Source organism: Agrobacterium sp. CNPSo 3708, from assembly GCF_028674915.1.
Taxonomy (GTDB): Bacteria; Pseudomonadota; Alphaproteobacteria; order Rhizobiales; family Rhizobiaceae; genus Agrobacterium; species Agrobacterium cavarae.
Window position 1 is genome coordinate 1 of record NZ_JAQZSF010000006.1, and the last position, 25784, is coordinate 25784.

Sequence of the window (25784 nt, forward strand, 5' to 3'; positions counted from 1 at the left end):
CTGCGGTCGCTCATAATTAACGCGGGGTGGAGCAGCCCGGTAGCTCGTCAGGCTCATAACCTGAAGGCCGCAGGTTCAAATCCTGCCCCCGCAACCAAACATACGACGATCATCAAAAACCCCGCGGCTCAAAGCCGCGGGGTTTTGTCGTTTCTAGAGCAGAAATGCTTGCTTCACAGAGTTTGCAGAGTGAGATCGATCGCATCGTGTCGATCGGACCCATCAATGCGATGCTTGTTGAGTTATGCCTCGTGAGCGCTTTAAAGCTTGTGCAATTATTATAGTTCTCACGGCCCGCATTCTGGTGCGTCTGGGCTCATGAACGGCCGGGTCCGTAACTGCGCCAAACACGTAGATCGCATCGCGTTCTGGTAGCCAGGTCGGTGACACAGGTAACCTTCAATTCGCCCGGTAGTCTTCAAACTCCCAGTAACCGTATCGCCCGAGCTTGAGAGCAATATCCTGCCAGTCCGTCCCCATAGTTCTTTCACATAAAGCTGAAATAAGCTTGGAAACCGCCTGATAATCGTATTCGGCGACGATCAGCATGTGACGAGCAAAAATCGATCCGTCCGTTAATAGTTCTCTAGAAATCCATTTTGGCGTACAAACCTGAAACCCAAACACGTCGCCAGCATCCTCACCTTCAGGTCCTATAGTCGCCTGGACGTAGTAGCCGAAGTCGTCTTCTTCGTCCGGCCAATAGGTTTGCGGATCGATATCTGAGGTCATCAAGCTTTTTAGTTGAGCGCGCATCGTTAATCCGTGAAGTTCTAGTGCCGATTGTATGTCCGCTTATTCAACCGAACCCAAGGGCAAAATTTGCCTGAGTCCTTTAGATTAGTTGCGAATGTGCTGCCGGTCCATGACATCGCTTAAGATCGCGTTGCTGAAAGCGATGAATGAGGATTGGGGTTCGCCCTCATTGGATGCTTGGCGCTTGCGCCCGAATATGCAGCATGGCTTGGACGCCTATCGCTGCGGAAGCGGGGGAGTCACTCTCAGTCACCAGCACGTCGTCGGCATGGCGCGCGTATAGCTTGATTGCTAAGTTCTACCGACGTTAATGACGCGTCCAGCGCAGTCGCCCAACATCATAGCCTAACGATCGTGCTCTGTTCGCCAACATCTTCCGAGTCTGTTCCGAAGGCTTTGCCGTGCGGGTCAAAATCCATAAGTATCGGCCTGAAGGTTCACCCACAATCGACCAGGAGTAGTCGGCGGCGTGATCGAGGACCCAGTAGTCGCCATAGAACGGACCGAAGAAAGAGACTTTCAGTTTGGCGTTGCCGCTGTTGGGGACGATCTTGGCACGGCCTTCTACCGCCTTCTTGGCGCCATCAGGGCTGTCTTTGCGGCAGGTGTTGATGACCTTGATCATTCCATCGTCCCGCAGGGAATACTGAGCGGTTACGCCCTCGCAATCGGTTTCGAAAGAGTTCTCATAGCGGGCGAGTTCGAACCAGTTGCCGAGATATCGGTTTAGTTGAACGGTTTTCGTCGGTTGAGGAACTGATGTGTTGCCGACCGGGCCGACTGTGCTGCAGGCAGCAAGGAAGCCACTGGCGATGAGGGGGAGGAATGATCTGAGTTTCATCGGCGGTTAATGTGGTTGCGCACCAATAGTTCCCGTGGCGGGGGAGACTGTTCAGGTCATTTGCTGAACGTCAGCCTGCTGGTAACCTTATGTATCCAATTCCCAAAGGATGCGCGACTGAGATGAGACATCCGAGATCGAGGGGCGTTCCCGATCAGCGGCCGAAGGGCGACTCTTGGATTTGAATGAGCCACGTTGCTGAGACATACCCCTGCCTGGGCGAACTTGTACGGTTTGGCCCCCGAGCGGTCGTTCTTACCTCCAGGACCTTATCCATCCTATCGGCTGATTTGCCGATATTGTCATATGCCCTCCTGCAGCACGTTATTCAGCAATACCCTTAGAGAAGCCCGGCGAATTGGTGCCGAAGAGGTTGAAGCGGGATTTGTCCATGCCTTCCTGCTTGTATCTCACCTTGGCACCGGCAAGGGCGGACTCGAATTCCTGTCCGGCCGCGAGTTTTGCGGTGAGGTCCTTCATCGGGGTCCGGTCGCCGGTCAGCATATGGATGACGGACAAGGCCCTCTCGCTCAGGATTTGGCGGGAGAGGGGAGAACCGAAGTTGAGCTTCAGTCGAAAATAGGTCCACCGACCATCCTTGTTGCCGCGGATCTGGATGAAGAGCGAAGGGGTGCGTCCCGTCTCTGGAAATTCCAGCAAGGAGTTACATTCCCAATCCCCGTTGGGCATCTGGGTGAAGGTGGGGGCTGCTTTTTGCGATAGATCCGCAAGCGCCTTGCAGCGAGTGGCGTCAAAATTTCGGACCGGAATTCGGCCCGCCTTTGCCACGATCTGCTGGAGTGGAGCGGGCTCCGTCACGCGCGCGGTTCGGGTATCGTCCATCGTTATGCCGACAAAGGATAAGAGGGCGACGACGAGCATTCTCAAAGGCTCCGATTGAAGGGGTGTGCGGCGGAAGGTGGCTGAGCGGACCGAGACTGCGACCGTTCAAGCTGGTCGCACTCTTTCAGCTACGCTTCCTGCGCTTTCGCTCCAAGTTTCGTCGCATGCCTTTGTCAAAAAACCAACAGGAGTTTGACGAACAGGCTCCACTCTCGCCTGATCCATCCCGATCAGGGGCTGATTGGCAGGTTCAACCAACGACAATAGGCCTTTTCACGCCAGCGCCATCACCCGTGATGGAGGGCTCGCTGCAAATCGCCGATGCGTTTGACGCGTTGTCTGCGGTTCGAGCCGTCATTGTATGAGAGGGACTGGAGCATGAACTCGGTCATGGCGACGAGCTGGAGCATGCTGTCACTGCCGTTCTGGTTCAGCGGGATTGTCAGGCAGATGTCGGCGCTTTCTGGACCCCACTCATAGAAGCGGGTGGTGATGAGGACCGTTTTGTATCCGCCGCGTTTTGCCATCTTGGCAAGGCGCTGAAGGGCGGGGAGATTGCCGCCGCAGTCGATCAGGATCAGGAGCGTGCTGTCCGGCTCTTCATCCATCAGTTCGATATAGGTCGAGCCGTCGCTTTGCAGATAGTGGACCCGCTCGCGACATTCGAGCAGCTTCATATAGAAGTAGCGGCACAGGCCGAAGCTTTCCGCCGATGAGGCGATAAAGACGTTCCGGCTGTCCTGAATGGCATCGAGTGCGGTCTTCCACACGGACTGACCGGCGAGATCGTAAACGGCCTGTACGGCCTGGATCTGTTGCATCATCAGACCCGAAAGCGGGGTCTGCCGTGGCTCCTGGCTCTCGGCTTGAACGGCCGGTGATGCGGTGACGCGCTCCCGCAGATGTTCGCGAATGTCGCTCAGCTGCCGGTAGCCGAGAGATCGAAGAAACCGGCCAACCGTCATCGGGCTCAAACCCAGCTTTTCTGCCAGCGTCGCAGCCGTCTCGAAGGGAAGCTCGTTCATATGCTCCATGAGATATTTCGCGATGCGCCGCTCCGCCGGCGTGCCGGACTTCATCAACCGGGACAGATCGATCAGTAGCTTTTCCAATAACGCCTCGTTACGTTTCTATCGGACGACGATACAGAGCTTGGCAGGTGGCTGGTGGTCGCACGTGCTTCGCGACACACTGTACCCGCTTCGAGGGCAGAATACTATTTCTTCCCCGTTGTTTTTCATAGTTTAGGCATGGCTGCTATTCAAGCAAAAGATGATAGCTCACCACCATTTGCGAAAGGCCCGATCGACGGCGTTCTTGTGGAAGAAATACAGCCGCCTTATCTGTGCACCGCAGGTAACGTTCAGAAGAGGAATGGTGGTTTGATTCTTGATGCAGCAAAACGCGCCTTTGAGAACCTGTTTGCTTCGCAGACGCGTTCCGTCTTCTGGAAGGTTCTCGGTCTTACCATTCTTGTTTTGATCGGTCTGTGGTTCGCGATCCGCAGCCTGTTCATCTGGCTTGCTTTGCCATGGCTCGATTCGCTTGTGCCCGGCATGCCGGATTGGGCCGGTTGGATGAGCGTTGTTCTGGCCATTCTTGCCGGCATCGGGTTAGCGCTGGCGCTGGCACTCTTGATATCACCGGTCACGGCGGTGATTGCCGGCCTGTTTCTCGACGATGTGGCGGAGGTGATCGAGAAACAGGATTATGCCGGGGAGCCTGCCGGCCGCGCCATGCCGCTTGGTGAAGCGGTGTTGTCTTCGATCAAGTTTTTCGGCGTGGTCATTCTTGGCAATGCCATCGCACTTCTCCTGCTTCTGGTGCCGGGCGTAAACCTCATCGCCTTCTTCATGGTCAATGGTTATCTTTTGGGGCGGGAGTTCTTCGAATTTGCGGCCATGCGCTTCCGCACGCCAGAGGAGGCGCGGGCCTTTCGCTCGAAACACGCATCGACCGTGTTCATGGCGGGCCTGGTGATCGCAGCGTTTCTGGCGGTGCCCTTCCTCAACCTGCTGACGCCGCTCTTTGCCGCATCCTTCATGGTGCATCTGCACAAGTCGATCAGCCGGAAAGACCCATCCTTCGTGCTGCAATCGACCGCTCCCCGCTCAGGCACCAACCAGCTGGGGCGGTAGCTCGACCAACGGGGCAGGAATGTCCCAGGTCTTTTCCGGCGACTTGCAGATGTCGGCAATGATACAGCGTTCGCATTCCGGCTTGCGGGCCTTGCAGCAATAGCGCCCATGCAGGATCAGCCAGTGGTGAGCGTGGAAGAGATAGGGTTCGGGAATGATCCTGACCAGCCGGTCTTCCACCTGGTCCGGGGTCTTGCCCGGTGCCAACAGGATGCGGTTGGCGATGCGAAAGACATGGGTGTCGACGGCCAGCGTCGGGATGCCGAACGCCATGGACATGACCACGTTGGCGGTCTTGCGGCCCACACCGGGCAGCATCATCAGCTCTTGGCGGGTTTTTGGCACCTCGCCACCAAAATTGTCGATCAGCATCTGCGACAGCGCGATGACGTTCTTGGCCTTGTTGCGATAAAGCCCAATGGTCTTGATGTAATCGATCAGCCGCTCTTCTCCGAGCGCCAGCATCTTTTGTGGCGTATCGGCAATTTCAAACAGCGCTCTCGTTGCCCGGTTGACGCCGACATCGGTGGCCTGGGCGGACAGTGCGACGGCCACGACGAGCGTGAAAGGATTGGAATGTTCCAGCTCGCCCTTCGGCTCCGGCCGCTGGATGGAAAAACGGCGGAAGATCTCGTTCAGCTCGTCTTGCGAGTAGGCGGTCTTCACGCGCTTTTGCCTGGGCTTCGCCGTCGAAATTGACTTTTTTGCTGTTTGGGTGCTGGATCGTTTCTTGTCGATTGTCATAACGGATCTACATGCGCGTTGATCAGCCGTATCGAGGAAGGCAGATGGAAATGCTCAACGATCAGCCGGTTTTTTCTGCCGAACTCATTCCCTATCGCTCGCTGGGGCGCAAGGGGTTTCGTGTCCTGCTCTTGATCTGCGCGCTCGTCGCAGTCCTCTATGGCGGCTTCTTCCTCGTCACCGGCGCGTGGCCGATCGGCTTCTTTCTGGGGCTCGATTTCCTGCTTCTCTACATTGCCTTTCGTGCAAACTATCGTGCCGCCAAGGTCAAGGAGCAGGTGGTGGTGTCTCGCACCAACCTCTCCATCCGTAAATTTTCGCAGAAGGGCGAGGTGGTTGAACATCGGTTCAACCCGTTCTGGGCGAGGTTTCGGGTGCGCCGTCACGAGGAATTCGGCATTCTTTCCATGCATGTGTCAGGCGAAGGCCGAGTGACGGATATCGGCTCCTTCCTCAACCCGGATGATCGAGAAAGCTTTGCCACGGCATTTCGCAATGCGCTGGCGACGGTGAAGCTCAAAATCTGATAGGTCTTGGCAAGAAACGGGTGGAGGCAGACGTCAGGTCGTGGTCTTCTGATCGCCAAGGAGACATGCCATGAATGCCAATATCATGCTGAAGGAAGATATCACGCCCGTCGGCGCCGACTACGAGACGGTGCGCCAGGTGATCGAGATACTGACGGTGGATTACCGCGACCAGCCGTCGCTGGAGGAGATTGCCGCCAGGCTGAACCAGTCCCCCACCCAGTTGCAGAAGACCTTTACGCGCTGGGCTGGATTGTCGCCTAAAGCCTTTTTGCAGGCCGTAACGCTGGATCACGCCAAACGCCTTCTGCGCGAGGAAAATCTACCGCTTCTGGAAACGGCGATCGAAGTCGGCATGTCGGGCCCGAGCCGCCTTCACGATCTCTTCGTCACCCATGAGGCCATGTCGCCCGGCGAGTGGAAGGTGAAGGGCAGCGGACTGCAGATCCGCTACGGCTTTCACCCGTCGCCATTCGGTCTGGCGCTGGTGATGATCACCGATCGTGGGCTGGCCGGCTGCGCCTTTGCCGATGCGGGTGAGGAGACGGAATGTTTCGAGGATATGGCGCGGCGCTGGCCGAACGCCATCTATGTGGAAGACAGCGCCGCGACAGCACCCTATGCCGAGCGGATTTTTGACCCTAGCCGCTGGAACAGCGACCAGCCGCTGCGCGTCGTGCTGCTGGGCACGGATTTCCAGGTGCGCGTCTGGCAAAGCCTGTTGAAGATCCCGATGGGCAAGGCCGTTACCTATTCGCATGTGGCGCAGGATATCGGCCAGCCGACGGCGTCTCGCGCCGTGGGGGCGGCGATCGGCGCCAACCCCATCTCTTTCGTCGTTCCCTGCCACCGTGCGCTTGGCAAGAGCGGCGCGCTGACCGGCTATCACTGGGGCATTACCCGCAAGCGAGCGATGCTGGGCTGGGAAACGGGGCGGGTTTGATCGCGGCTTTTGCCATGCTGTCGTGGATGTGCGATAACGCAGGGTGACGAGAACATCGATCGAGACAGAGATGAAAAGCACTATTCAGCTTCCGGACGATATCGACAAGCGTATCGAAAAGGTCTCTGCACAAACGAATCTAACACGCAGCCAGATCGTAGAGGAAGCGCTGTCTTTTGGACGGTCTCTTGCATGGCAGGAGCAGTGGGTTGCGGGTGTCAAAGCTGGGCTTGCCGAGGCGGACCGTGATGAGTTCGCGTCTGATGAAGAGATTGCCGCCGTTCTGAGCCGATACGATCAGGCCTGAACGTGATAGAGGTGGTTTGGACGAAACGTTATCTTCGTGAACTCTCGGAGATTGCTGATTATCTCGCCGAGCGAAATCCTGGCGCCGCTGCCCGCATTGTTCGAGACATTCACAGCAAAACCAAAACATTGCTCTCAAGCAATCCGTTTATCGGTCGACCCGGAGAGATCGACGATACGCGAGAGCTGGTTCTTCCTACATCAGGTTACATCGTTGCCTATCGTGTTCGCGACGAGAGGGTCGAGGTCCTTTTCGTACAGCATGGCGCAAAGGAATGGCCGCGGGACATCAGCTAGAAAGCTGTCACTTTGGAGCGTCCTTTGATCTACACATCGTGCTTTCCGAAAATCGAGTCCGATTTTCATGCCGATGCTGTAGCGTCTCCCGAACTCAACTCCATCAGTGCCCGCGCTGCCGCCTCGTCGGTGATCAGCGTGTTGCAGCCGATGCGTTTGATGGTGGCGCGGATGGCGGTGGCGCGGTGGGCGCCGCCGGAGGCGAGAACGATGTGTTTGGCCTTTTTCAGCGTATCGAGATCGATCGACATGGCGTGATTGTTGATCGGGTGATCGACGGAGCGGCCTTCGGCATCGATGAAGTTGAACATGGTGTCGCAGACGCAGCCCGCCGCGACCAGCTCATCGAGCGTCTGTTTGGAAATGAAACCTTCCGACAGCGATGTGGAGTGCGGACCGATATCGCCGCAGCTGACGATGGCGAGATCGAGATTTTCGGCAAGCGCATAAAGCGTGCTCAGCCCGCATTTTTCGATCAGCGCCCGCTTGGTTTCGATGGAATCAACCAGGAGCGGGGCGAGAAACATGTAGCATTCCGCTCCGAGCGCGCTTGCCAGCCGCCAAGTGTAATCGAGCGGGTTGGTCTGGTGGACGGCAACAATGCCGCCGAGCAGCGAGACGACCTTGCAGTTTTCGCGCCGCGGCGGGCGGAAGCTGGAGAGCGAAGCGGTCATGGTGCGGCCCCAGCCGACACCGATGGTGGCGTTGTCCGGCACGACTTCGGAGAGGAACTGGCCAAGCGCAAGACCCACGCCCTTGGCGATATCTCCTACCTTATCCGAACCCGTGGGAATGATCACCGCCTCGTCCAGGCCATAGGCCTTTTCCAGATCGATCGAAAGCGCGACGAAATCCTCGATGCCCTCATTGATCCAGATCTGCACGTCGGAGCGCTTCATCGCCTCATCGAGCAGGCGGATGACGGTGGAGCGGCTGATGCCGAGTTTTTCGGCGACATCCTTCTGCGTCATGCCCTGATTGTAATAGAGCCACGCGGCGCGAAGCCTCAGAGAGGGCGCTTCGGAAAAGGCCGTATGGGTTTCTCTACGCAGTTTTGCCACTGTCTTTTGCCGTATCCTGGTCTGAGTATGCTTGAAAGAGGAGCCTGTCGCTCAAGGGTGCCGGGGTTGAAGGAGAGACTTTAGGGAAAGGCGCGTTTGATCGCTGCATTTTTCCGCCTGACGCATTGCCAAGCGGAGAGTTACCTTCTGCTTGTCCGGCATGACGGGATATGCCGTTTCGAAAAGCCCGGTCAGCGGCGCCAAACGGGCGTCGCACCAACTTGCTTCCATGCCGTCCAAGGCCAGCGCCTCCAGGCTGCCCACAATGACCAGGCCAATGTTCGAATAGACCTGATCACGACCTGCCGCCGCCTTTCGATTGCTCGAGAGCTCGGGCATTTCTGAAAACATTTTCTTGGTGATTGTGACCGCTGCACGACTGGACCAGAGTGTGGCGTCCAGACAGGCGCCAAGCTCCCTCATATTGTCGGTGATTGTCTTCTGCGATCTCGCCGTGGCAGGATCTTCGTAGATATTCATGACGACGATGAGCGCGCGTGTGTAGCCCACCACCGTCTTGTACTCATGGGGGGAGAGTTCATCCAGCTTTTCCGCTTCACCTGGATTGCAAAGTGTATCGAGGATTTTCGAAACTGCTGGATTTGTGGGCTTCATGGCCTCCCGGGAGTGGCGATTGCGGTCGGCGAAAGCCTGCAGGCGTTGTGCGGCGTCCTGCATCTCCTGCAATCGCTTTTCTGACGGTGCGTTCGGTGAAACGCCATCCACCGCTTGCGATGGCACTGGCGCAAAATTGAACCTGACTTCACCTTGGATACCCATGGCGGCCAGTTGCGGTTGGCAGCGCAGGACTGCTCTCATCGCCGCATTGGCGAAGGCCTGATCGATCGCCCCACTGCCCTTTTCAATGATGACGGGCGTTTTATCGAGCGAGCCGTCAGCTTCAAATGTCGCGGCAATAACCACCGCACCGGTTGCCCCCGGCGGCGGGGTGAAACATGCCTCCACTGCGCGCTGAAACTCGGACGGGCTGACGGCCTTTTGCGTCTCCGCCTGCGCTGTCTGGAAGACAAAAGCGGCTGAGGCCATGGCTGCAAAGATCATGTAAAGTCGTTTGGCTATCATGTTTGCATCCAAATTCGTTCCATCACCCCGACGTTAGGCAGCGCATTGGCTTGATCCGGCAGTATTGCAGACATGAAACTTATGTCAATTGCGATGGGCAAATGTCTTGACTTCCTCCCGTAAGCTGCGCGATACTCCCCGCGAACACAGTTCCCTTGTCGCCGTCTGTACGCTCACCCGTGCGGAACGAAATTCGATAGCGATGGTTTCCGAGACATTCACAAGGATTACACGGCATGACTTCCAAGCTTGATCAACTTCGCGCCATCACCACCGTGGTTGCCGATACCGGTGACATCGAGGCGGTGGCCCGTCTGAAGCCGGTGGATTGCACCACCAACCCTTCCATCGTCCTGAAGGCGCTCGGCACGCCTGCCTTTGCCGATACGGTGAAGGAAGCGGTGGCCTGGGGTCGCAAGCAGGGCGGTGCTTCCGAAGGCGTGATTGCCGCGGTTGCCGACCGTCTGGCGATCTCCGTCGGTGCAGCCCTTGTCGATCTCGTGCCCGGTCGCATCTCGACCGAAGTGGACGCCGACCTCTCCTTCGATACGAAGGCTTCGATCGACAAGGCGCACAGCATCATTGCCGCCTACAAGGAGCGCGGCATTGAGCGCGAGCGCATCCTCATCAAGCTGGCCTCCACCTGGGAAGGCATCAAGGCGGCGGAAGTGCTGCAGGCGGAAGGCATCGACTGCAATCTGACGCTTCTCTTCTCGCAGGCCCAGGCGATTGCCTGCGCCGAAGCGAAGGCTTTCCTCATCTCGCCCTTCGTCGGTCGTATTCTCGACTGGTACAAGAAGTCGACCGGTGAGACCTACACCGCCGAGACCGATCCGGGTGTGCTTTCGGTGCGCCAGATCTACAATTACTACAAGGCCAACGGCATCTCGACCGTCGTCATGGGCGCGTCCTTCCGTAATGTCGGCGAAATCGAAGCGCTGGCCGGTTGCGACCGCCTGACGATCAGCCCCGCACTTCTGGAAGAGCTGGACAAGGACACCGGCACGCTGGAGCGCAAGCTGTCTCCTGATCACGCCAAGGCAGAGCCGCTTCAGTCGCTGGACGAAAAGTCCTTCCGCTGGCAGCTCAACGAAGACGCCATGGCGACGGAAAAGCTGTCCGAAGGCATCCGCCTGTTTGCCAAGGATCTGGTGTCGCTGCGCGAGATCGTCAGAAAGGAACTTGCTGCCGCCTGACGAAAAACGACCGGGAACCGATTTCGCGTCCGGTCGTTTTATTATCATAAGATCTCCAGTCTTGAAGCGCGGCTGTTCCCCCTGGCAGTCGCGCTTTTTCTTTGCGTGTTTGGCGTGGGCTGCTGTGACAGCTGGGCGAGCCAGCACTGCACTTGCCGCAACGGGTTGTGACGGTCAGCATTGGAGCCGTCGAGTGGCGGGGCGAGCATGTTCTCGATCTCATCTCGCGTGCCGATCAGGTGCTCTATAGGCAAAGATGTACTGTCGCGTGCGAGTGGTTGCCGTGCGTCAAGACGATGTGAGTCCAGCCTTCACGTAACGGATAGTTCAGGCGCCTTACTGACCGGCCACGACTTCTGAGATCGCCTTAGCCGTCTCGCGGATCAGCTCCAGACAGTCATCTTCTTTTGGCGCCGCTTCGTTGAGCGAGCCGATGAAGGGACAGGTGACGACGGCAAGCGCCGTGCCGTCGAGGGTCAGGATCGGGGCGGAAATGTTGCGCACGCCTGCGGTCTGCAGGCTGTTCATGCTCTCATAGCCCTGGGCCTTCACCTGTTGCAGCCGTTCGCGCAGGTTTGCAGGCAGTTCTTTTTCCTCACCGCGCAGTTGTTCGGCAATCATCAACTCTCGCTGTGTCTCGTTCTGAAAGGCCAGAAGAACGTGGCCGGAGCCGGTATTGAACAGGCTCATCTGCGCGCCGACGCGAATGGAGAGCGCCCAATAGGTGGAAGAGTCCTGCTGCGCGATGACGACGACCGAGCCACGATCATAGACCGCCAGATGACAGGCCTGCTGCGCTTTCGCCGAGAAATCCCGCATCATCGGGGCGGCGAAGGAGACGAGGCGTCTCACGGGCTGGTGGAAGTGGGCGAGCCCGAACATTTTCAAAGTGAGGGTAAAGCGGTCGCCATCCTGCCGCTGCACATAGCCGCGGCGGACCAGCCGATCCAGCATGCGATAGAACTCGTTGGGGCTCTTGCCGAGCGCCTTGGCGATCTCCACCTGGGTCAGCCCGCCATCGGTGCGCGCCAGAAGCTCGAGAATATCCAGCCCCTTGTCCAGCGCCGGTGCGCGGTATCTGTCGCTATCGTCTTCCGTCATCGGGCCTCTATTGATTGCAAGCTGGCTTGACGGTCTGTGAATACACCGTTTACATATGAATTGTCGATGCATATTTGAGACATTGCGCCCGAAGGCGCCGGAGGAGAGCCATCATGGGCCAGGATTTTTCAGGACAGACCGTTGTCATTACCGCAGCGGCGCAGGGGATTGGCCGGGCAACGGCGGAACGCTTCATCGCGCTTGGTGCGCGCGTTATCGCCACAGACATCAATGAAGCTGCTCTCGCAACCCTTGAAAATGCCGAGACCCGCGTTCTCAACGTTCTCGATGGCGCTGCCGTTCAGGCCTTTGCCGCCGAGATCGGCTCTGCGGATGTGCTCTTCAACTGCGCAGGCTTCGTGCATGCCGGCACCATCCTCGACTGCGAGGAAAAGGACTGGGATTTCTCCTTCGATCTCAACGCCAAGGCCATGTACCGCACCTGCCGCGCCTTTTTGCCCGGCATGTTGGAAAAGGGCAAGGGCGCCATCGTCAACATGTCGTCAGTGGCCTCCAGCGTCAAAGGCGTACCGAACCGGTTTGCCTATACGGCCTCGAAGGCGGCTGTCATTGGCCTGACGAAGTCCATCGCATCGGATTTCGTTACCAAGGGTGTTCGCTGCAATGCCATCTGCCCCGGCACCGTTGATAGCCCATCGCTGCATGAGCGCCTGCGCGCGACCGGCGATTACGAAAAGGCGCTCAGCGACTTCATCGCGCGCCAGCCCATGGGGCGCATCGCCAAGCCGGAAGAGATTGCAGCGCTGGTGACCTATCTGGCGTCGGACGAGGCCGGGTTCACCACGGGTCAGATCCATGTGATCGACGGTGGCTGGACGGCCTGACAGGGCCGCTTTTCAGCCCGCGCTGCGGCAGCGCAGTCACGTCCCGTCATCCCGCGGGTGACGGCGGAGGGACTTAAGCTTCTGTCGTCGACGTGGTCCGTCGTCGTTGCCAAGCAGGTCATCGATATGACCAAACAAAAACGGCCGGGGAGGCCCGACCGTTTCTGCATTCCAAGCTTCTGTAATCCTTAGAGGATCGCCTGACCCGCCATCACTGCCAGCACCAGGAAGATGAGGAAGACGACCACGGCGATGAAGAACAGGATCCGGGCAATGCCGGAGGCCGCCGCCGAAATGCCTGTAAAGCCGAAAACGCCGGCGATGATCGAGATCACGAAAAATATTAGAGCCCACTTCAGCATGGTCGGTCCTCTTGCGTCAGATTTGAAACGGGCAAACGCTTAAGGTCCTGGACCCACTCGTTTGTCTCTCAGTGTTTGTTCAGCCAAGCCCTTGGCGCACAATAATCTTCACGCGCGCGGGCATGCAGTAATGACGCAAAAGTGAGGGAAGAGGTTCCAGGGTACCGAAAATCTTTTTCGAGACCCGGCCCTTGCGATGGGTCACGCGGTCGCGGTGGCGGAGGTTTTCCTGGCTTTCATCGTCGTGCGGAGGAAGGCCAGGATGAAGATCCCGCTCATGATGAGCACGATGGTGGGCGCCGGTGCGCTGTCGATCAGGAAGCTCAGCCAGATGCCAAGGGTGGTAGAGAAGAGCGCCACGCAGACGGCGGCAATCAGCATGGCGGAGAAGCGCCGCGTAACAAGGAAGGCGATAGCGCCAGGTGCCACCAGCATGGCGACCGACAGGATGATGCCGATTGCCTGTAGCGCGCCGACGACGGTGAGCGACAGGACGGCAAGCAGGCCGTAATGCAGGATGCGGACCGGCAGGCCGATGGCCTTGGCGTGTTGCGGATCGAAGGCGTGCACCAGCAGATCCTTGCGCAGGATGGCGAGGAAGAGCGTGGCGGCAAGCGCAATCAGGCCGGTCTGGATGACATCGGCCATCGAAACGCCGAGCATATCGCCGAAGAGGATATGATCGAGATGCACGTCGCTCTGCACCTTTACGTAAAGCACCAGCCCCAGGCCGAACATGCCGGAAAAGACGATGCCAAGCACCGTGTCTTCCTTGATGCGGCTGTTTTCCTTCAGAAAACCGGTGCCGAGCGCGCAGATCATGCCAGCGATGAAGGCGCCGATGGAGAAGGGGATGTTGACGATATAGGCGATGACGACGCCGGGCAGCACCGCATGCGAGACCGCATCGCCCATCAGCGACCAGCCTTTCAACACCAGCAGACAGGAAAGCATGGCCATCGGCACGGCGATCATCAGCGTGATGATGAAGGCATATTGCATGAAGGGAAGCTGGAAGGGCAGGAGCGCCAGTTCGAGATATTCGCTCATGCGGGCTCCTCAAGGGCGGCGCGGGCCTTGGCGCGCGAGGCGAGATAGCCGTGTTTGGGCGCAAACAGGAAAGCGGTCAGGAAGATCAGCGTTTGTAGCACGACGATGATACCGCCGGTCGCGCCATCGAGGAAATAGCTCAGGTAAGCACCGAGGAAGCTCGTTGCGGCGCCGATGCCGAAGCTCGTGCCGATCAGCCGCTCGAAACGGTCCGTCAGCAGATAGGCGGTGGCGCCGGGCGTCACCACCATGGCGACGACCAGAAAGGCGCCGACGGTCTGCAGAGCTGCGACAGTGGAGGCGGCGAGCAGGGTGAAGAAGATGACCTTCAGCACGTCCGGCTTCAGACCGATGGTGCGGGCGTGGTTCTCATCGAAGAAGACGACCATGAAGTCCCGCCATTTCAGCGAGAGGACCAGCAAGCTGATGCCGCCGATCAGCGCCAGCTGGATGGTGTCTTCGGGGGTGATGGCGAGGATGTTGCCGAGAACGATGGTCTGAATGTTGATGGAGGTGGGCGAGAGCGACACCATGAAAAGGCCGAGACCAAAGAAGGAGGTGAAGATCAGGCCGATAATGGCGTCTTCCTTCAGCCTTGTCTTCTGGTTGAGAAACAGCATCGATGCCGCCGCAAGCCCGCCGGAGAAAAACGCGCCGAGTGCGAAAGGAAGACCCAGCATATAGGCGCCCGCGACGCCCGGCACGATGGCGTGGGAGAGGGCATCGCCGATCAGCGACCAGCCCTTCAGCATCAGATAGGCGGAGAGAAAGCCGCAGACGCCGCCGACCAGTGCGCTGACCCAGATGGCATTCAGCATGTAGGAGTAGGTGAAGGGCTCAAGCAGGGTGGAGATCATCGCTCCGTGTCCCCCACCTTCGCCGCATCGCCCCGCGTCTCATGGCCATTCTGGCCGTAGATGACGAAGGGGCGCTCGTCATCGGTGATCACTTTCAGATGCCGCGGGTCGGCATCGTCATGCAGGTCGGCGCCGCCCAGGATGAAGTGGCGAAGGCTTCCGCCAAAGGCCGCCTGAAGATTGGCTTCGGTGAAGGTGTCTTTCGTCTTGCCCGAGGCAAGCACCGTGCCCTTGACGAAGACGGCGCGGTCGCAGAAATCCGGCACGCTGCCGAGATTGTGGGTGGAGACCAGCATGATGCGGCCTTCGTCGCGCAGGGACTTTAAAAGCGCAATGATCTGCTCTTCGGTCGTCACGTCGACGCCGGTAAAGGGCTCGTCGAGCAGAATGACCTTGCCCTCCTGCGCCAGCGCGCGGGCGAGAAAGACGCGTTTCTTCTGCCCGCCGGAAAGCTCGCCGATCTGGCGCTTGCGGTAATCCAGCATGTTGACGCGTGCGAGCGCCTCTTCCACCATCAGGTGGTCGCGTTTGGTGGGAATGCGAAAGAAGTTCATGTGGCCGTAACGGCCCATCATCACCACATCCTCGACGAGAACGGGAAAGCTCCAATCCACCTCTTCGGCCTGCGGCACATAGGCGACGAGGTTCTTTTTCAGCGCGGTGGAAGCCGGCTCGCCGAAGATCGAGACGGTGCCGGCCGACAGCGGCACGAAGCCCATGATGGCCTTGAAGATGGTGGATTTGCCCGCACCATTGACGCCGACAAGGGCAGTGATAGTGCCTTTGGGGATCGAGAAGCTTGCGCGGCGCAATGCCGTGTGGCCGTTGCGATAGGTGACCGTCACATCATCGACGGTCAATCCATCCTGACCAGGCTTCGGCTTCGCAGCGCTTCTCGTTTTCCCCATCATCATTGGCTGAGACCCTTCACGATCGTGGCTGTTGTGGTGCGCAGAAGATCGAGATAGGTCGGCACGGGGCCGTTCGCCTCACTCAAAGAATCCACATAGAGAATGCCGCCATAGGCAGCGCCCGTTTCCTTCGCCACCTGCTTTGCTGGATCGGGCGACACGGTGCTTTCGCTGAAGATGACGTGGACATTGTTGGCGCGCATCGCGTCGATGACGCCGCGCACCTGCTGCGGTGTGCCCTGGCTATCGGCATTGACCGGCCAGAGGAACAGTTCCTTCAGGCCGAAATCGCGCGCCAGATAGGAGAAGGCCCCTTCGCTCGTCACCAGCCAGCGCTTGTTTTCCGGCAGTGCTGCGATGGCATCGCGCATCGGCTGGATTTCCTGTCGGATCTTGTCCGAATAGGCCTTGGCATTGGCGGCATAGACATCCGCGTGGTCGGGATCGATTTGCGTGAGCGCCTTGCGGATGTTCTCGACGTAGATCAGCGCATTGTCCGGCGACATCCAGGCATGCGGGTTGGGCTTGCCGCTATAGGCGCCGCCGCTGATCGAAATCGGCGTCACGCCATCACTGACAACGACATTCGGAACGCCGGAGAGATTGGCGAGAAACTTCTGAAACCAGAGTTCGAGGTTCAGCCCGTTCCACAAGACGAGGTTGGCATCGCGGGCTTTGAGAATATCGCGCGGGGTCGGCTGGTAGTTATGGATCTCGGCCCCGGGCTTGGTGATGCTCTCGACATCAGCGGCGTCGCCCGCAACGTTGCGGGCCATATCGGCAATGATTGTGAAGGTGGTGATCACCTTGGGCTTTTCCGCAGCAAAAGCGGAGAAGGGCAGGAAGGCTGCGGCGCAGAGAGCGATAAACGTCGAGCGGGTCAACTTCATGAGAACGATAAAACCTCTTTTGCGATTAATTCGCAATAGCAATGTGGGAGACATCGGAAAGATTGTCAATGCTATTGCAAATCATTCGCATTAAGAACGGCTGCAACTGGATATTGTTCCAAATTCTCCTGTGCAACGGTGTGCTGCGTGCCTGATTGCGCGCGCGGAGGCCTGCTGTCAGCGGCAAGCCCTTCCGGCGAAGTCTTTCTTTGTGCGATAGAGAGACACCGTCCGCCCATCAGTGAGGGATCGCCCGTTGCATGTCTTGCTTGGAAAAAGCGTCGGTAATCTTACAGCGTGTTTCGCCCGGTAGCCTGGGCAAGAGCGGGGTGATGAGCCTCGGCGATCCAGCCCAAAAAACGTCCGGAAACAAACGTTTTTCCTGCCTAATTAAGTCTTCTTCAATGAGAAGCCATCAAGATCAATGGCTGCACGGATGTGGTCTATCACCATCCGGCCTTTTCCACTCCGGTTGCGCAACGAGGCGCGACGGGAGACGAAGGCGTTAGACGAGGTTGTCTATGTCGGGACGTTTGACGTGAAAGCAGTGTTCAAAAGAATACGGTTTTCCCGCAAAGTGGTATTGATTGGCGGTGGCATCCTCCTTCTGGGTGGTGCCTCCGGCGTTGCTGCCATTGTCGTCGGCAGGGATCAGCTCTTCGGTAATTCGGAGGTCGTGCAGAACGGCCTGGAATGCAAGACGGCGCAGACAGTCAAGATCAAGAAGAACGGCTCGGTCTGGATCCGCAAATTCGTCCGCACGGAAGGTGGCGATGGCCCCGAGCGCATGAAGACGGCGCTGCGCGTGGCCAAGGCCATCTACGACAAGGACCATCCCGATCTCGTCCAGGTCTCGGTGCTGGATGCCAAGGGACCGCAGATGCGCGCCGACATGCGCGGCCGATCGATCGCGGCGCAGGCAATCTACATCGCCGATCCGAGCAAGCTGCCGGAAGGCGCTGCTTCTCAGAGTTATTCCGCCTATTACTATGATGGTGCTGCTGCCGATGACGGCCAGTTTTACGGATTGCGCATCGATCTTCCTGTCGAAGACGCCAAGGCGATGACCGCTTCGCTCACCGAATTTGCCGATTGCGTCGATCCGGTCGCGGCCACTGCCGGCGACGGACATGGCGCTCCGGCGGGTGGCCATGGCGCGCCTGCCGGTCACGGTGCCGAGGCTTCGGGCGGGCACGGCGAAAGCAAGGGATCGGATGGCCACGGCGCTGAAGGCGATGGACATGGCGGTGGCGACAAGCCCGCCGAAGGCGGCCACGATGCGCCTGCCAATGCCGATGGCGGTGGTCACGGTTCTGCCGAACCGCTTTTGACTTCGACGCCGGACAAGAGCGAAAGCATGTTCAGCTTCGGCTACATCAAGTCGCTGCTGTTCGGCAAGGGCGAGACGACGGCGGTTGCGGCCGAGCAGCCAGCGGCAGAAGGCCATGGTGAGCCGGCAGCGGCTGGCGACCATGGCAGCGCCCCGGCTTCAGACGGTGGGAATGAAGCGGCGGGTCACAGCGCCCCCGCCGTGGCGGAAGAGCCTGCCGCACAGGGCAGTGCAGTATCCGGCGCGGCGGCTGGTGGACACGATGCGCCTGCGGCCGAGGCGCCGGGACATGATGCTGCTGCTGGCAGCGACCACGCCGCAGAGGCTCCGAAGCCCGAGCACTGATTGGGTTGCTTTGTGCGAGATGAGCGGCTTAGTTACCGCCTCGTGCATGTGAGTATGTCGCCAGTTCTGCACCGTCGCGAGCAGGGGCATCGAAAGTTGCCACCGAAGGCATGAACCCTTCCACGTCCCTGTGCTGATCCTCGGATCAAGGACAGGTGAGGTAGGATGATAAGGCCGAACCAATAGCCGCTTATCTCGGACCGCCGCTCGTCGCGACGGTCCTTTGCAGTTCTTAAACCTCAGTCGGCCTTCTGGCGGCGGGCTGGGAAGAGGATGACGTCGCGGATGGATGGGGCGTTGGTGAGCAGCATGACCAGGCGGTCGACGCCGATGCCGAGGCCGCCAGCGGGGGGCATGCCCTGGTCGATGGCGTCGAGGAATTCGTCGTCCAGCTGCTTGTCCTTTTCGCCACGGGCATGGGCCTGTTCCAGCTGTTCCACCATGCGGCGGCGCTGTTCTTCGGGGTCGTTCAACTCGGAGAAGGCATTGCCCACTTCCCAGGCGTTGCAGTAGCTCTCGAAGCGCTCAACCAGACGCGGCTCGCCCGGCACTTCCTTGGCGAAGGGCGAGATGTCCTTGGGGAAATGGGTCACGTGGCTTGGCTGGATCAGCGTGCCTTCGACCTTTTCCTCGAAGATGAAGGCGAGGCATTCGCCCCAGGTCCAGTCCTTCTCGACTTCGAAGCCGGCGGCCTTGGCGGCAGCGCGGGCTTCCTCGTCGGTCTTGATCGCCAGGAAGTCGATGCCGGTTGCTTCCTTGACGGCATCGGGCATCGGCACGCGCTTGAACGGACCCTTGAAGGAAATTTTCTGGCCCTGGAAATCAAGCTCGGTGGTGCCGTGGATGGCAATGGCCAGTGTTTCGAACATGCGCTCCACGAGGCTCATAATGTCCTCATAGTCGGCATAGGCCCAGTAGCATTCCAGCATGGTGAATTCGGGATTGTGCCGTGTCGACACGCCCTCATTGCGGAAGTTGCGGTTGACCTCGAAGACCTTGTCAGAAAGGCCCGACACCAGCGTGCGCTTCAAGAACAGTTCCGGCGCGATGCGCAGATACATGTCCATCTTCAGCGTGTTGTGGAAGGTCTTGAACGGATCGGCGGTGGCGCCGCCATAGACCGTCTGCAGCATCGGGGTCTCGACTTCGAGGAAGCCTTCGGCCTCCATGAAGCGGCGGATGCCGGAAATGATCTTGGAGCGCTGCTGGAAGCGCAGCTTGGATTCCTCATTGGAGAGGATGTCGAGATGGCGCTTGCGATAGCGGATTTCGACGTCAGAAATACCGTTCCACTTCTCCGGCATCGGCAGAAGCGACTTGGTGAGCATGGTGATCTCTTCGGCATTGATCGTCAGCTCGCCGCGCTTGGTGCGGCGCACCTTGCCGGTAACGCCGATGATGTCGCCGATGTCGATCATCGGCAGCATCTCGCGGGCCGCTTCCGGCGTCGTATCCTTGTGGGAAAAGATCTGCACCTTGCCGGACGCATCATGGATATCCATGAACATGCCGGAATTGCGCGAGGAGTAGACGCGACCGGCAACCGTGACCGTATCGCCCGTTTCGACATCCGGCTCGATATCGGCATATTTTTCCGCAAGCTCGGCATTGGTCAGCGTGCGGTGGAAATGCGCCGGATAGACGTCGCCGATCTTGTCGCGCAAAAGCGCCAGCTTCTGGCGGCGCACTTCGGTGGCGTCGGAGGACAGGGCAGTCGTTTCGGTCGTCTTGGTGTCGGTCATGGTCTTGAAGCCTTTTTCGGGCGAGTTGTTCTTGTGTCTGTGGCGGCTAAGGCCGCGTTCTTCCGTATCGGTAGCGCTGAAAGGCTTAACCCCTCTCGGCGTCATCCTCGGGCTTGACCCGAGGATCTATGGCGTAGCGCTTGTCCACCCGTGGCCTTCGAGGCTTTGGCGTGGATCCTCGGGTCAAGCCCGAGGGTGACGGAGGGTGGGGTGGCGTTGCCGCCTACCCTGAGCCCCTCAGACCCGGCGCGACCTTATCGACCTTAGCCCGCAGCGCCAACCATCGTCGTGACGACGGTGATGGCGGCCTTCAGGCGCTGGCGCACGACGGAGCGGCCGAGCAGCGCCATGGAATCGAAGAGCGGCAGCGAGCGCGAGGAGCCGGACATGGCGACGAAAAGCGGCGGCGTGACGACGCGCAGCTTCTTGCCTGTGCGCTCGGCCACATCGCGCAGTTCCGCTTCGATGGCTTCGACGTTCCAGTCCGGCATCTTTTCCAGATCGGTAGCAACGGTCGTCAGGATCTCGAGGATCTCTTCCGGCTTGCTCTTCAGCCCGGCAAAGGAGGCCGGTGTCAGGCCCACGTCGCCAGAGAGAAGGAAGCCTGCGAGATTAGGCAGTTCGCCAAGCTTGGAGACACGGCTCTGGGAGAGCTTCAGGCCTTCGGTCAGGCGCTGGTTCTCCATCGCCCATTCCAGCGTGCGGGCAATGAATTCTTCCGGCGAAAGCTTTTCGCGCAGCCAGCGACCGTTCAGCCAGTCGAGCTTCTGAATGTCGAAGATCGCGCCGGCCTTGGAAAGCGCGTCCGGATCGAATTTCGCAGCCAGTTCGTCCATCGACAGCAGCTCTTCGCCTTCGGCGATCTGGATGAAGAACAGGCCAAGGAAGTTCATCAGCGCTTCCGGCAGATAGCCGAGCGCGGAATAGTAGGAGATCGAGGTCGGGTTCTTGCGCTTGGAAAGCTTCGACTTGTCGGCGTTGCGCATCAGGGAGAGATGCATGAACACCGGCTCCTGCCAGCCGAAATAGCGATAGAGCAGAATGTGCTTTGGCACCGATGCCAGCCACTCTTCGCCGCGCGCCACATGGGTGATCTTCATCAGATGGTCGTCGATGACGTTTGCCATGTGATAGGTCGGCATGCCGTCGGCCTTGATTAGCACCTGCATGTCGACCGATTCCCACGGGATCGAGACATCGCCATAGACGCCGTCATGGAAATCGCAGGAGCCTTCGGTCGGGATCTTCATGCGCACGACGGAAGGCTCGCCCGCAGCCATCTTGGCGGTGACTTCTTCCGCCTTCAGGTGAAGGCAAAGACCATCATAGCCCGGCGGCTTGCCGGCGGCGCGCTGTGCCTCGCGCATTTCTTCCAGGCGCTGCGGGGTGCAGAAACAGCGGAAGGCGTGGCCCTTGTCGAGCAGCTCCTCAGCGTAGGGCCAGTACATGTCCTTGCGCTCGGACTGGCGGTAGGGGCCGTAGGGGCCACCGACATCCGGGCCTTCCGACCAGGTCAGGCCGGTCCATTTCAGCGCTTCCAGAACCTTCTCTTCATATTCGCGCGTGGAGCGCGTGGCATCGGTATCTTCGATGCGCAGAATGAACTCGCCGCCGTGTTTCTTGGCGAAGAGATAGTTGAAGAGCGCGATATAGGCCGTGCCGACATGCGGCTCGCCGGTGGGGGAAGGGGCAATACGGACGCGGACGCCGGAAGTGGTCATTGAAATTCACTCGTCGTGACGTTGCAGCGACGCAAGGCTGAAATCAGCCTGTTGTCAGCGAAATTGACGTTGGATGCGGCAGGATTGGCAAAAACAGGCGTTGGATCAAGCGCCATTTCACACCATCCCATTGGGCATGGCTTAGGCCACATTCCGCCGCAGGCGTCAAGAAAAGACTGTTGTGCTGTCTTGCCGGTGGTGCCGGGGTCAGGCCCCTCAGGACACCGGCCAGACGTACAGCAGCATGGGAATGCTGACGATGACGATGATGAAGGAGAGCGGAAGGCCAAGGCGCGGATAATCGCTGAAACGGTAACCCCCCGGTCCCATGACAAGCGTGTTGCACTGGTGGCCGATGGGGGTGAGGAAGTCGCAACCGGCACCGATGGCGACGGCCATCAGGAAGGCTTCGGGTCGAAAGCCGAGCGTGGTGGCAAAGCCTGCTGCAATCGGCGCCATCACCAGAACGGTGGCGGCATTGTTCAGGAAGGGCGTCACCGCCATTGCGGTGAGCAGGATCATGCCAAGTGCGGCAAAGGGCGGAAGACCATGGGCGACGCTGCCAAGCCAGTGGGCAATCAACTCGCTGGCGCCTGTGGTTCTCAGGCTGTCGCTGACGGGAATGAGGGCGGCGAGCATGACCAGGATCGGGCCATCCACGGACTTGTAGACTTCCGTCAGCGGGATGGCGCCGACCACGATCATCAGGAAGGCAGCGGCGAAGAAGGCAACCGAGACCGGCACCAAGCCGCTGCCGGCGGCAATCATGGCGGCGGCGAGCACGATCAGCGGCATGAAGGCGCGGCGCTTGACGCCAAGCAGGATTTCGCGCTGGGCAAGCGGCAGCAGCGAAAACTCCTGCAGCATCAGCGGCACGTTCTTGCGGCTGCCCTGCAACAACAGCACGTCTCCCGCCTTCAGCGTCAGATCGCTCAGGCGTTCGCTGACACGCTGACCGCGCCGTGACACGGCAATCAGATTGACGCCGCGCGTATAGGAAAGCGCCAGTTCGCGTGCCGACATGCCGTTCAGGTGGGAATCGTTGCTGATGACGGCTTCCATGGAGATGAGATCGACGACCTTTTCGCCCTTGTCGGTGAGCGGCTTGCCCGAGAGTATGAGGTTTGCCTGCGACACCATCCGGTCGAGGCCTTCCGGGCTGCCTTCCAGCATCACGGTGTCGCCAGCCTTCAACGTCACATCGGGAAAGGGCGAGATGCGACGGGGGCCACGCAGAATGGTTCTGGCAATCACGTCCCCGTCGCCAAGACGCAGGAGTTCGCGCAGCGGCTTGTCGACGAGCACGCTGTCGGGCGAAAGTGTGGCTTCGGCGGTGTAGCTTGCCTGGTCGAGAATATCTTCCACAGAGGCCTGCTGCTTTGCCCGCACCGGCAGAAGACGATAGCCGACGGTGAGGAAGAGAATGCCGACGACCGTCAGCGCAAGGCCGACGGGGGTGAAATCGAACATGCTGAAGCTTTGGCCGGTCATCTCCTCGCGAAGGCGCGACACGACGATGTTGGGCGAGGTGCCGATCTGCGTCATCAAGCCGCCGAGAAGGGCGGAAAAGGCCATCGGCATCAGATAGAAAGAGACGGGGCTGCCGGACTTGCGGGCAAACTGGAAGGCGACCGGCATCATGATGGCGAGCGCGCCGATGTTCTTGATGAAGGCCGACATGATGGCAACGGTCACCATGAGAAAAGCCAGTTGCAGGCCCTTGGAGCGCATTTCCGGCAAATAGCGCTTGATGATGAAATCGACGATGCCGGAACGCGCCACAGCGGAACTGACGATCAGCGCGCTGCCGACGATGATGACGATATCGTCGGAGAAGCCAGAAAAGGCCTTGTCGAAGGGAACGACACCGACGGCAACAGCCACCAGAAGCGCGCTACAGGCCACCACGTCGTAGCGGAACCTGTCCCACATGAAGGCCACCATCATCCCGGCAATCACGGTGAAGGCCAGGATCTGCTCTGTGGTCATGCGGGGGTACTTTCAGGAGGGCATTGCCATTGGACAATGCGGGGATGACCCGGGAAGGGTGCATCAAGAACGCGGGCGCTGTGCCACTTGTTCCTGCCGGTTTTGCGGGTTTTGCGGGCGTGCGGTGAACGCGGCGCCGTGCATGCTGTATCCGGGCGTGCCCTTGGACAAGTCTTTGAGGTTGCTTGTCTCTCAGCCTTGAGGCGCGAGCGCCGTGTTCAGCCTTGAGTTTAAGCTGGAGCCCGCAGCGGGTGCGGGCTCCAGGGATGTCTTCACAGCATCAATGCAGGGTGCTGCTCTTCTTGCGCTTGGAATTGCGGGAGACGATGTTGAGCACTTCCACCAGCGCCGAAAACGCCATGGCGGCATAGACGTAGCCCTTCGGCACATGGAAGCCCATGCCTTCGGCAATCAGCGTCGTGCCGATCATCAGCAGGAAGGCGAGCGCCAGCATGACGACCGTCGGGTTGCGCTCGATGAAGTTGGCAAGCGGGGTTGCGGCGAGCAGCATGACGGTGACGGCAAAGACGACGGCAACGACCATGATCGGCACGTGAGGGGTCATGCCGACTGCGGTGATGATGCTGTCCACCGAGAAAACCAGGTCGAGAAGCAGGATCTGGACGATGGCAGACGAGAAGCTGGTGATGGCAACCTTGCCGCCAACCATGTCTTCCTTGTGATCGATCGGGTCCACGTTGTGGTGGATTTCCTTGGTGGCCTTCCAGACGAGGAAGAGACCGCCGACGATGAGAATGATGTCCTTCCAGGAGAAGGGCTGGCCGAAGACTTCGAAGACCGGCTCTGTGAGCTGCACGATCCAGGCGACGGTGCCGAGCAGTCCAAGACGCATGACGAGCGCCAGACCGATACCGATGCGCCGTGCCTTTTCCCGCTGGTTTTCCGGCAGCTTGTTGGTCAGGATCGAGATGAAGATCAGGTTGTCGATACCCAGCACCACCTCCATGACGATGAGGGTGACGAGCGCCACCCATGCGGTGGGATCTGACAAGAGAGGGACGATGGACTCCATCGGGCCGGACTTCCTTTCAACTGAAGGTTATTATTCGACGGTGATAACGCAGATAATGGGCAATCTATAACGAATAAGTTGCGACGCAAGCATGTCAAAAGCGCCGTCAGGAGAGGTTCCCGGCGGCGCTTTAGACTAACTCGGAAGGATGAATGGCTTCAGGCGGCTTTTGTTCCGTAAGCGGCCATGAAGACGCGGATGGCGCTGGAGATCACGCGCTCCAACTCTTCGTCGGGAACGGGGCCTTCGAGTTCACCAAACAGGCGATATTTAAAGAACGTGCCGGTGGAAAGTTCGATGAACTGGCGCGCGGCCAATTCCACATCGTCAACCTGGAGGCTGCCGTTTTCAATATGATGGCGGATGAACTCTTCCAGAACGATCCTGATATTGTTGGGCGCGGAACTGAAGAACCGTCGCGAAAGCTTGGGCATACGGTCGATGACGCCAAGCAGTGAGCGCATGGCAGGGATCATGTCAGTGCATACCAGACGGTTCGCAAAGGCCGTTCCAAACTGCCTCAGGCCATCGCGCACCTCTTCGGTCCCGGCCAGAATGTCGCGCATGGAGTCAGCAAATTCGCTGCGATGGCGGTCGATCAAAGCGGCGAACAACTCTTCCTTATTGGCGAAGTAAACGTAGATCGTCCCCTTGGAAACGCCAGCTTCCCGGGTAATATCGTTCATGCTGGCGGCGTCGAAGCCCTTTTGCTTGAACATGCGCCACGCGCCATCGAGGATCTGTTCACGCTTGGACGGGTCTTCACCCGCAGCAAAGCGCCCACCTGAAGCGGTGGTCGAACTTGCATCCTCGATTACCTTGTCTGTCATCGTCTTTCGTCCGATTGCGGTTAACCCCCGGTTCAACATATCG

The 25784-nt window shown here is 59.1% G+C and carries 26 protein-coding genes and 1 tRNA gene; 9 read left to right on the top strand and 18 right to left on the bottom strand.

From position 1 onward, the window contains the following. Positions 1-20 precede the first annotated feature (20 nt). Positions 21-97: transfer RNA gene (locus PVA19_RS13670), tRNA-Met, on the top strand. Between the two features lie 302 nt (positions 98-399). Here PVA19_RS13670 and PVA19_RS13675 read toward each other — a convergent pair. The 4 genes from PVA19_RS13675 to PVA19_RS13690 form a co-directional block, all read right to left on the bottom strand. Then, complete coding sequence (locus PVA19_RS13675; RefSeq protein ID WP_274102955.1) at positions 400-756, bottom strand: immunity 8 family protein; 357 nt, start codon at positions 754-756, stop codon at positions 400-402. A gap of 307 nt (positions 757-1063) precedes the next feature. Continuing rightward, positions 1064-1597 (bottom strand): lipocalin family protein, encoded by a 534-nt coding sequence (locus PVA19_RS13680; protein ID WP_274102956.1) that lies wholly within the window; start codon positions 1595-1597, stop codon positions 1064-1066. 324 nt (positions 1598-1921) lie between these two features. Continuing rightward, the gene (locus PVA19_RS13685) at positions 1922-2479 is read right to left on the bottom strand and encodes a DUF6030 family protein (RefSeq protein WP_274102957.1); all 558 of its coding nucleotides are present in this window, start codon (positions 2477-2479) and stop codon (positions 1922-1924) included. Between the two features lie 248 nt (positions 2480-2727). Further along, positions 2728-3552: a MurR/RpiR family transcriptional regulator gene (locus PVA19_RS13690; RefSeq protein WP_246666378.1), complete on the bottom strand. Its 825-nt coding sequence runs from the start codon at positions 3550-3552 to the stop codon at positions 2728-2730. Between the two features lie 270 nt (positions 3553-3822). Here PVA19_RS13690 and PVA19_RS13695 point away from each other — a divergent pair, with 270 nt between their 5' ends. Then, positions 3823-4578 (top strand): sulfate transporter family protein, encoded by a 756-nt coding sequence (locus tag PVA19_RS13695; protein ID WP_274102958.1) that lies wholly within the window; start codon positions 3823-3825, stop codon positions 4576-4578. Here PVA19_RS13695 and nth read toward each other — a convergent pair. Next, entirely contained in the window at positions 4552-5322 is a 771-nt protein-coding gene (gene nth, locus PVA19_RS13700; RefSeq protein ID WP_274102959.1) for an endonuclease III, read from the bottom strand. The two genes, PVA19_RS13695 and nth, sit on opposite strands and share 27 nt — an antisense overlap. Before the next feature lie 44 nt (positions 5323-5366). Here nth and PVA19_RS13705 point away from each other — a divergent pair, with 44 nt between their 5' ends. The 4 genes from PVA19_RS13705 to PVA19_RS13720 all read left to right on the top strand — a co-directional run bounded on the left by PVA19_RS13705 (position 5367) and on the right by PVA19_RS13720 (position 7395). Beyond that, positions 5367-5849 (top strand): DUF2244 domain-containing protein, encoded by a 483-nt coding sequence (locus PVA19_RS13705; protein WP_274102960.1) that lies wholly within the window; start codon positions 5367-5369, stop codon positions 5847-5849. A gap of 70 nt (positions 5850-5919) precedes the next feature. Further along, positions 5920-6792, top strand: coding sequence for a bifunctional helix-turn-helix domain-containing protein/methylated-DNA--[protein]-cysteine S-methyltransferase (locus PVA19_RS13710; protein ID WP_274102961.1), 873 nt, complete (start codon positions 5920-5922; stop codon positions 6790-6792). Between the two features lie 70 nt (positions 6793-6862). Continuing rightward, positions 6863-7099 (top strand): CopG family ribbon-helix-helix protein, encoded by a 237-nt coding sequence (locus PVA19_RS13715; RefSeq protein WP_062598970.1) that lies wholly within the window; start codon positions 6863-6865, stop codon positions 7097-7099. A gap of 11 nt (positions 7100-7110) precedes the next feature. After that, entirely contained in the window at positions 7111-7395 is a 285-nt protein-coding gene (locus PVA19_RS13720) for a type II toxin-antitoxin system RelE/ParE family toxin (RefSeq protein WP_337993155.1), read from the top strand. Between the two features lie 65 nt (positions 7396-7460). Here the strand turns inward: PVA19_RS13720 and PVA19_RS13725 are convergent, their stop codons facing one another. Together PVA19_RS13725 and PVA19_RS13730 are read right to left on the bottom strand one after the other, a co-directional pair. After that, positions 7461-8456, bottom strand: a complete 996-nt coding sequence (locus tag PVA19_RS13725; protein WP_111850495.1) for a sugar-binding transcriptional regulator — start codon at positions 8454-8456, stop codon at positions 7461-7463. Positions 8457-8507: 51 nt separating this feature from the next. Then, positions 8508-9539, bottom strand: a complete 1032-nt coding sequence (locus PVA19_RS13730) for a hypothetical protein (protein WP_274102962.1) — start codon at positions 9537-9539, stop codon at positions 8508-8510. Positions 9540-9775: 236 nt separating this feature from the next. Here PVA19_RS13730 and tal point away from each other — a divergent pair, with 236 nt between their 5' ends. Continuing rightward, entirely contained in the window at positions 9776-10735 is a 960-nt protein-coding gene (tal, locus tag PVA19_RS13735; RefSeq protein WP_274102963.1) for a transaldolase, read from the top strand. A 336-nt stretch (positions 10736-11071) separates the two neighbouring features. On the opposite strand, the gene PVA19_RS13740 is transcribed toward tal, so the two are convergent. Further along, on the bottom strand, positions 11072-11836 hold the full coding sequence (locus tag PVA19_RS13740) for an IclR family transcriptional regulator (RefSeq protein WP_062424983.1): 765 nt from the start codon (positions 11834-11836) through the stop codon (positions 11072-11074). 113 nt (positions 11837-11949) lie between these two features. Between PVA19_RS13740 and PVA19_RS13745 the strand changes: the two genes are divergently transcribed. Then, positions 11950-12681 (top strand): SDR family oxidoreductase, encoded by a 732-nt coding sequence (locus tag PVA19_RS13745; protein ID WP_062439287.1) that lies wholly within the window; start codon positions 11950-11952, stop codon positions 12679-12681. Positions 12682-12869: 188 nt separating this feature from the next. On the opposite strand, the gene PVA19_RS13750 is transcribed toward PVA19_RS13745, so the two are convergent. From PVA19_RS13750 to PVA19_RS13770, 5 genes are all read right to left on the bottom strand, one after another. Then, on the bottom strand, positions 12870-13043 hold the full coding sequence (locus tag PVA19_RS13750) for a DUF1328 domain-containing protein (protein WP_082447294.1): 174 nt from the start codon (positions 13041-13043) through the stop codon (positions 12870-12872). A 201-nt stretch (positions 13044-13244) separates the two neighbouring features. After that, entirely contained in the window at positions 13245-14093 is an 849-nt protein-coding gene (locus tag PVA19_RS13755; RefSeq protein ID WP_274102965.1) for a metal ABC transporter permease, read from the bottom strand. After that, the gene (locus PVA19_RS13760; RefSeq protein ID WP_274102967.1) at positions 14090-14950 is read right to left on the bottom strand and encodes a metal ABC transporter permease; all 861 of its coding nucleotides are present in this window, start codon (positions 14948-14950) and stop codon (positions 14090-14092) included. Before PVA19_RS13760 ends, PVA19_RS13755 begins: the two co-directional genes overlap by 4 nt. Beyond that, positions 14947-15858: a manganese/iron ABC transporter ATP-binding protein gene (locus PVA19_RS13765; protein WP_440598599.1), complete on the bottom strand. Its 912-nt coding sequence runs from the start codon at positions 15856-15858 to the stop codon at positions 14947-14949. The genes PVA19_RS13760 and PVA19_RS13765 overlap by 4 nt, the downstream gene beginning before the upstream one ends. A 2-nt stretch (positions 15859-15860) precedes the next feature. Continuing rightward, a complete protein-coding gene (locus PVA19_RS13770; protein WP_274102969.1) occupies positions 15861-16751 on the bottom strand; it encodes a metal ABC transporter substrate-binding protein in 891 nt (296 codons plus the stop codon). Between the two features lie 538 nt (positions 16752-17289). Between PVA19_RS13770 and PVA19_RS13775 the strand changes: the two genes are divergently transcribed. Next, positions 17290-18426 carry a hypothetical protein gene (locus tag PVA19_RS13775; protein WP_337993156.1) on the top strand — a complete coding sequence of 379 codons (1137 nt, stop codon included), beginning with the start codon at positions 17290-17292 and terminating at the stop codon, positions 18424-18426. Positions 18427-18665: 239 nt separating this feature from the next. Here PVA19_RS13775 and lysS read toward each other — a convergent pair whose 3' ends face one another. The 5 genes from lysS to PVA19_RS13800 form a co-directional block, all read right to left on the bottom strand. Continuing rightward, positions 18666-20168 (bottom strand): lysine--tRNA ligase, encoded by a 1503-nt coding sequence (gene lysS, locus PVA19_RS13780; RefSeq protein WP_062424978.1) that lies wholly within the window; start codon positions 20166-20168, stop codon positions 18666-18668. Positions 20169-20431: 263 nt separating this feature from the next. After that, positions 20432-21889 (bottom strand): glutamate--tRNA ligase, encoded by a 1458-nt coding sequence (gene gltX / locus PVA19_RS13785; protein WP_153311618.1) that lies wholly within the window; start codon positions 21887-21889, stop codon positions 20432-20434. A gap of 216 nt (positions 21890-22105) precedes the next feature. Beyond that, on the bottom strand, positions 22106-23878 hold the full coding sequence (locus tag PVA19_RS13790; protein ID WP_111850502.1) for an SLC13 family permease: 1773 nt from the start codon (positions 23876-23878) through the stop codon (positions 22106-22108). A gap of 280 nt (positions 23879-24158) precedes the next feature. After that, a complete protein-coding gene (locus tag PVA19_RS13795) occupies positions 24159-24911 on the bottom strand; it encodes a TerC family protein (RefSeq protein ID WP_062424975.1) in 753 nt (250 codons plus the stop codon). A gap of 158 nt (positions 24912-25069) precedes the next feature. Further along, on the bottom strand, positions 25070-25741 hold the full coding sequence (locus PVA19_RS13800) for a TetR/AcrR family transcriptional regulator (RefSeq protein WP_062439304.1): 672 nt from the start codon (positions 25739-25741) through the stop codon (positions 25070-25072). Between the last annotated feature and the right edge of the window lie 43 nt (positions 25742-25784).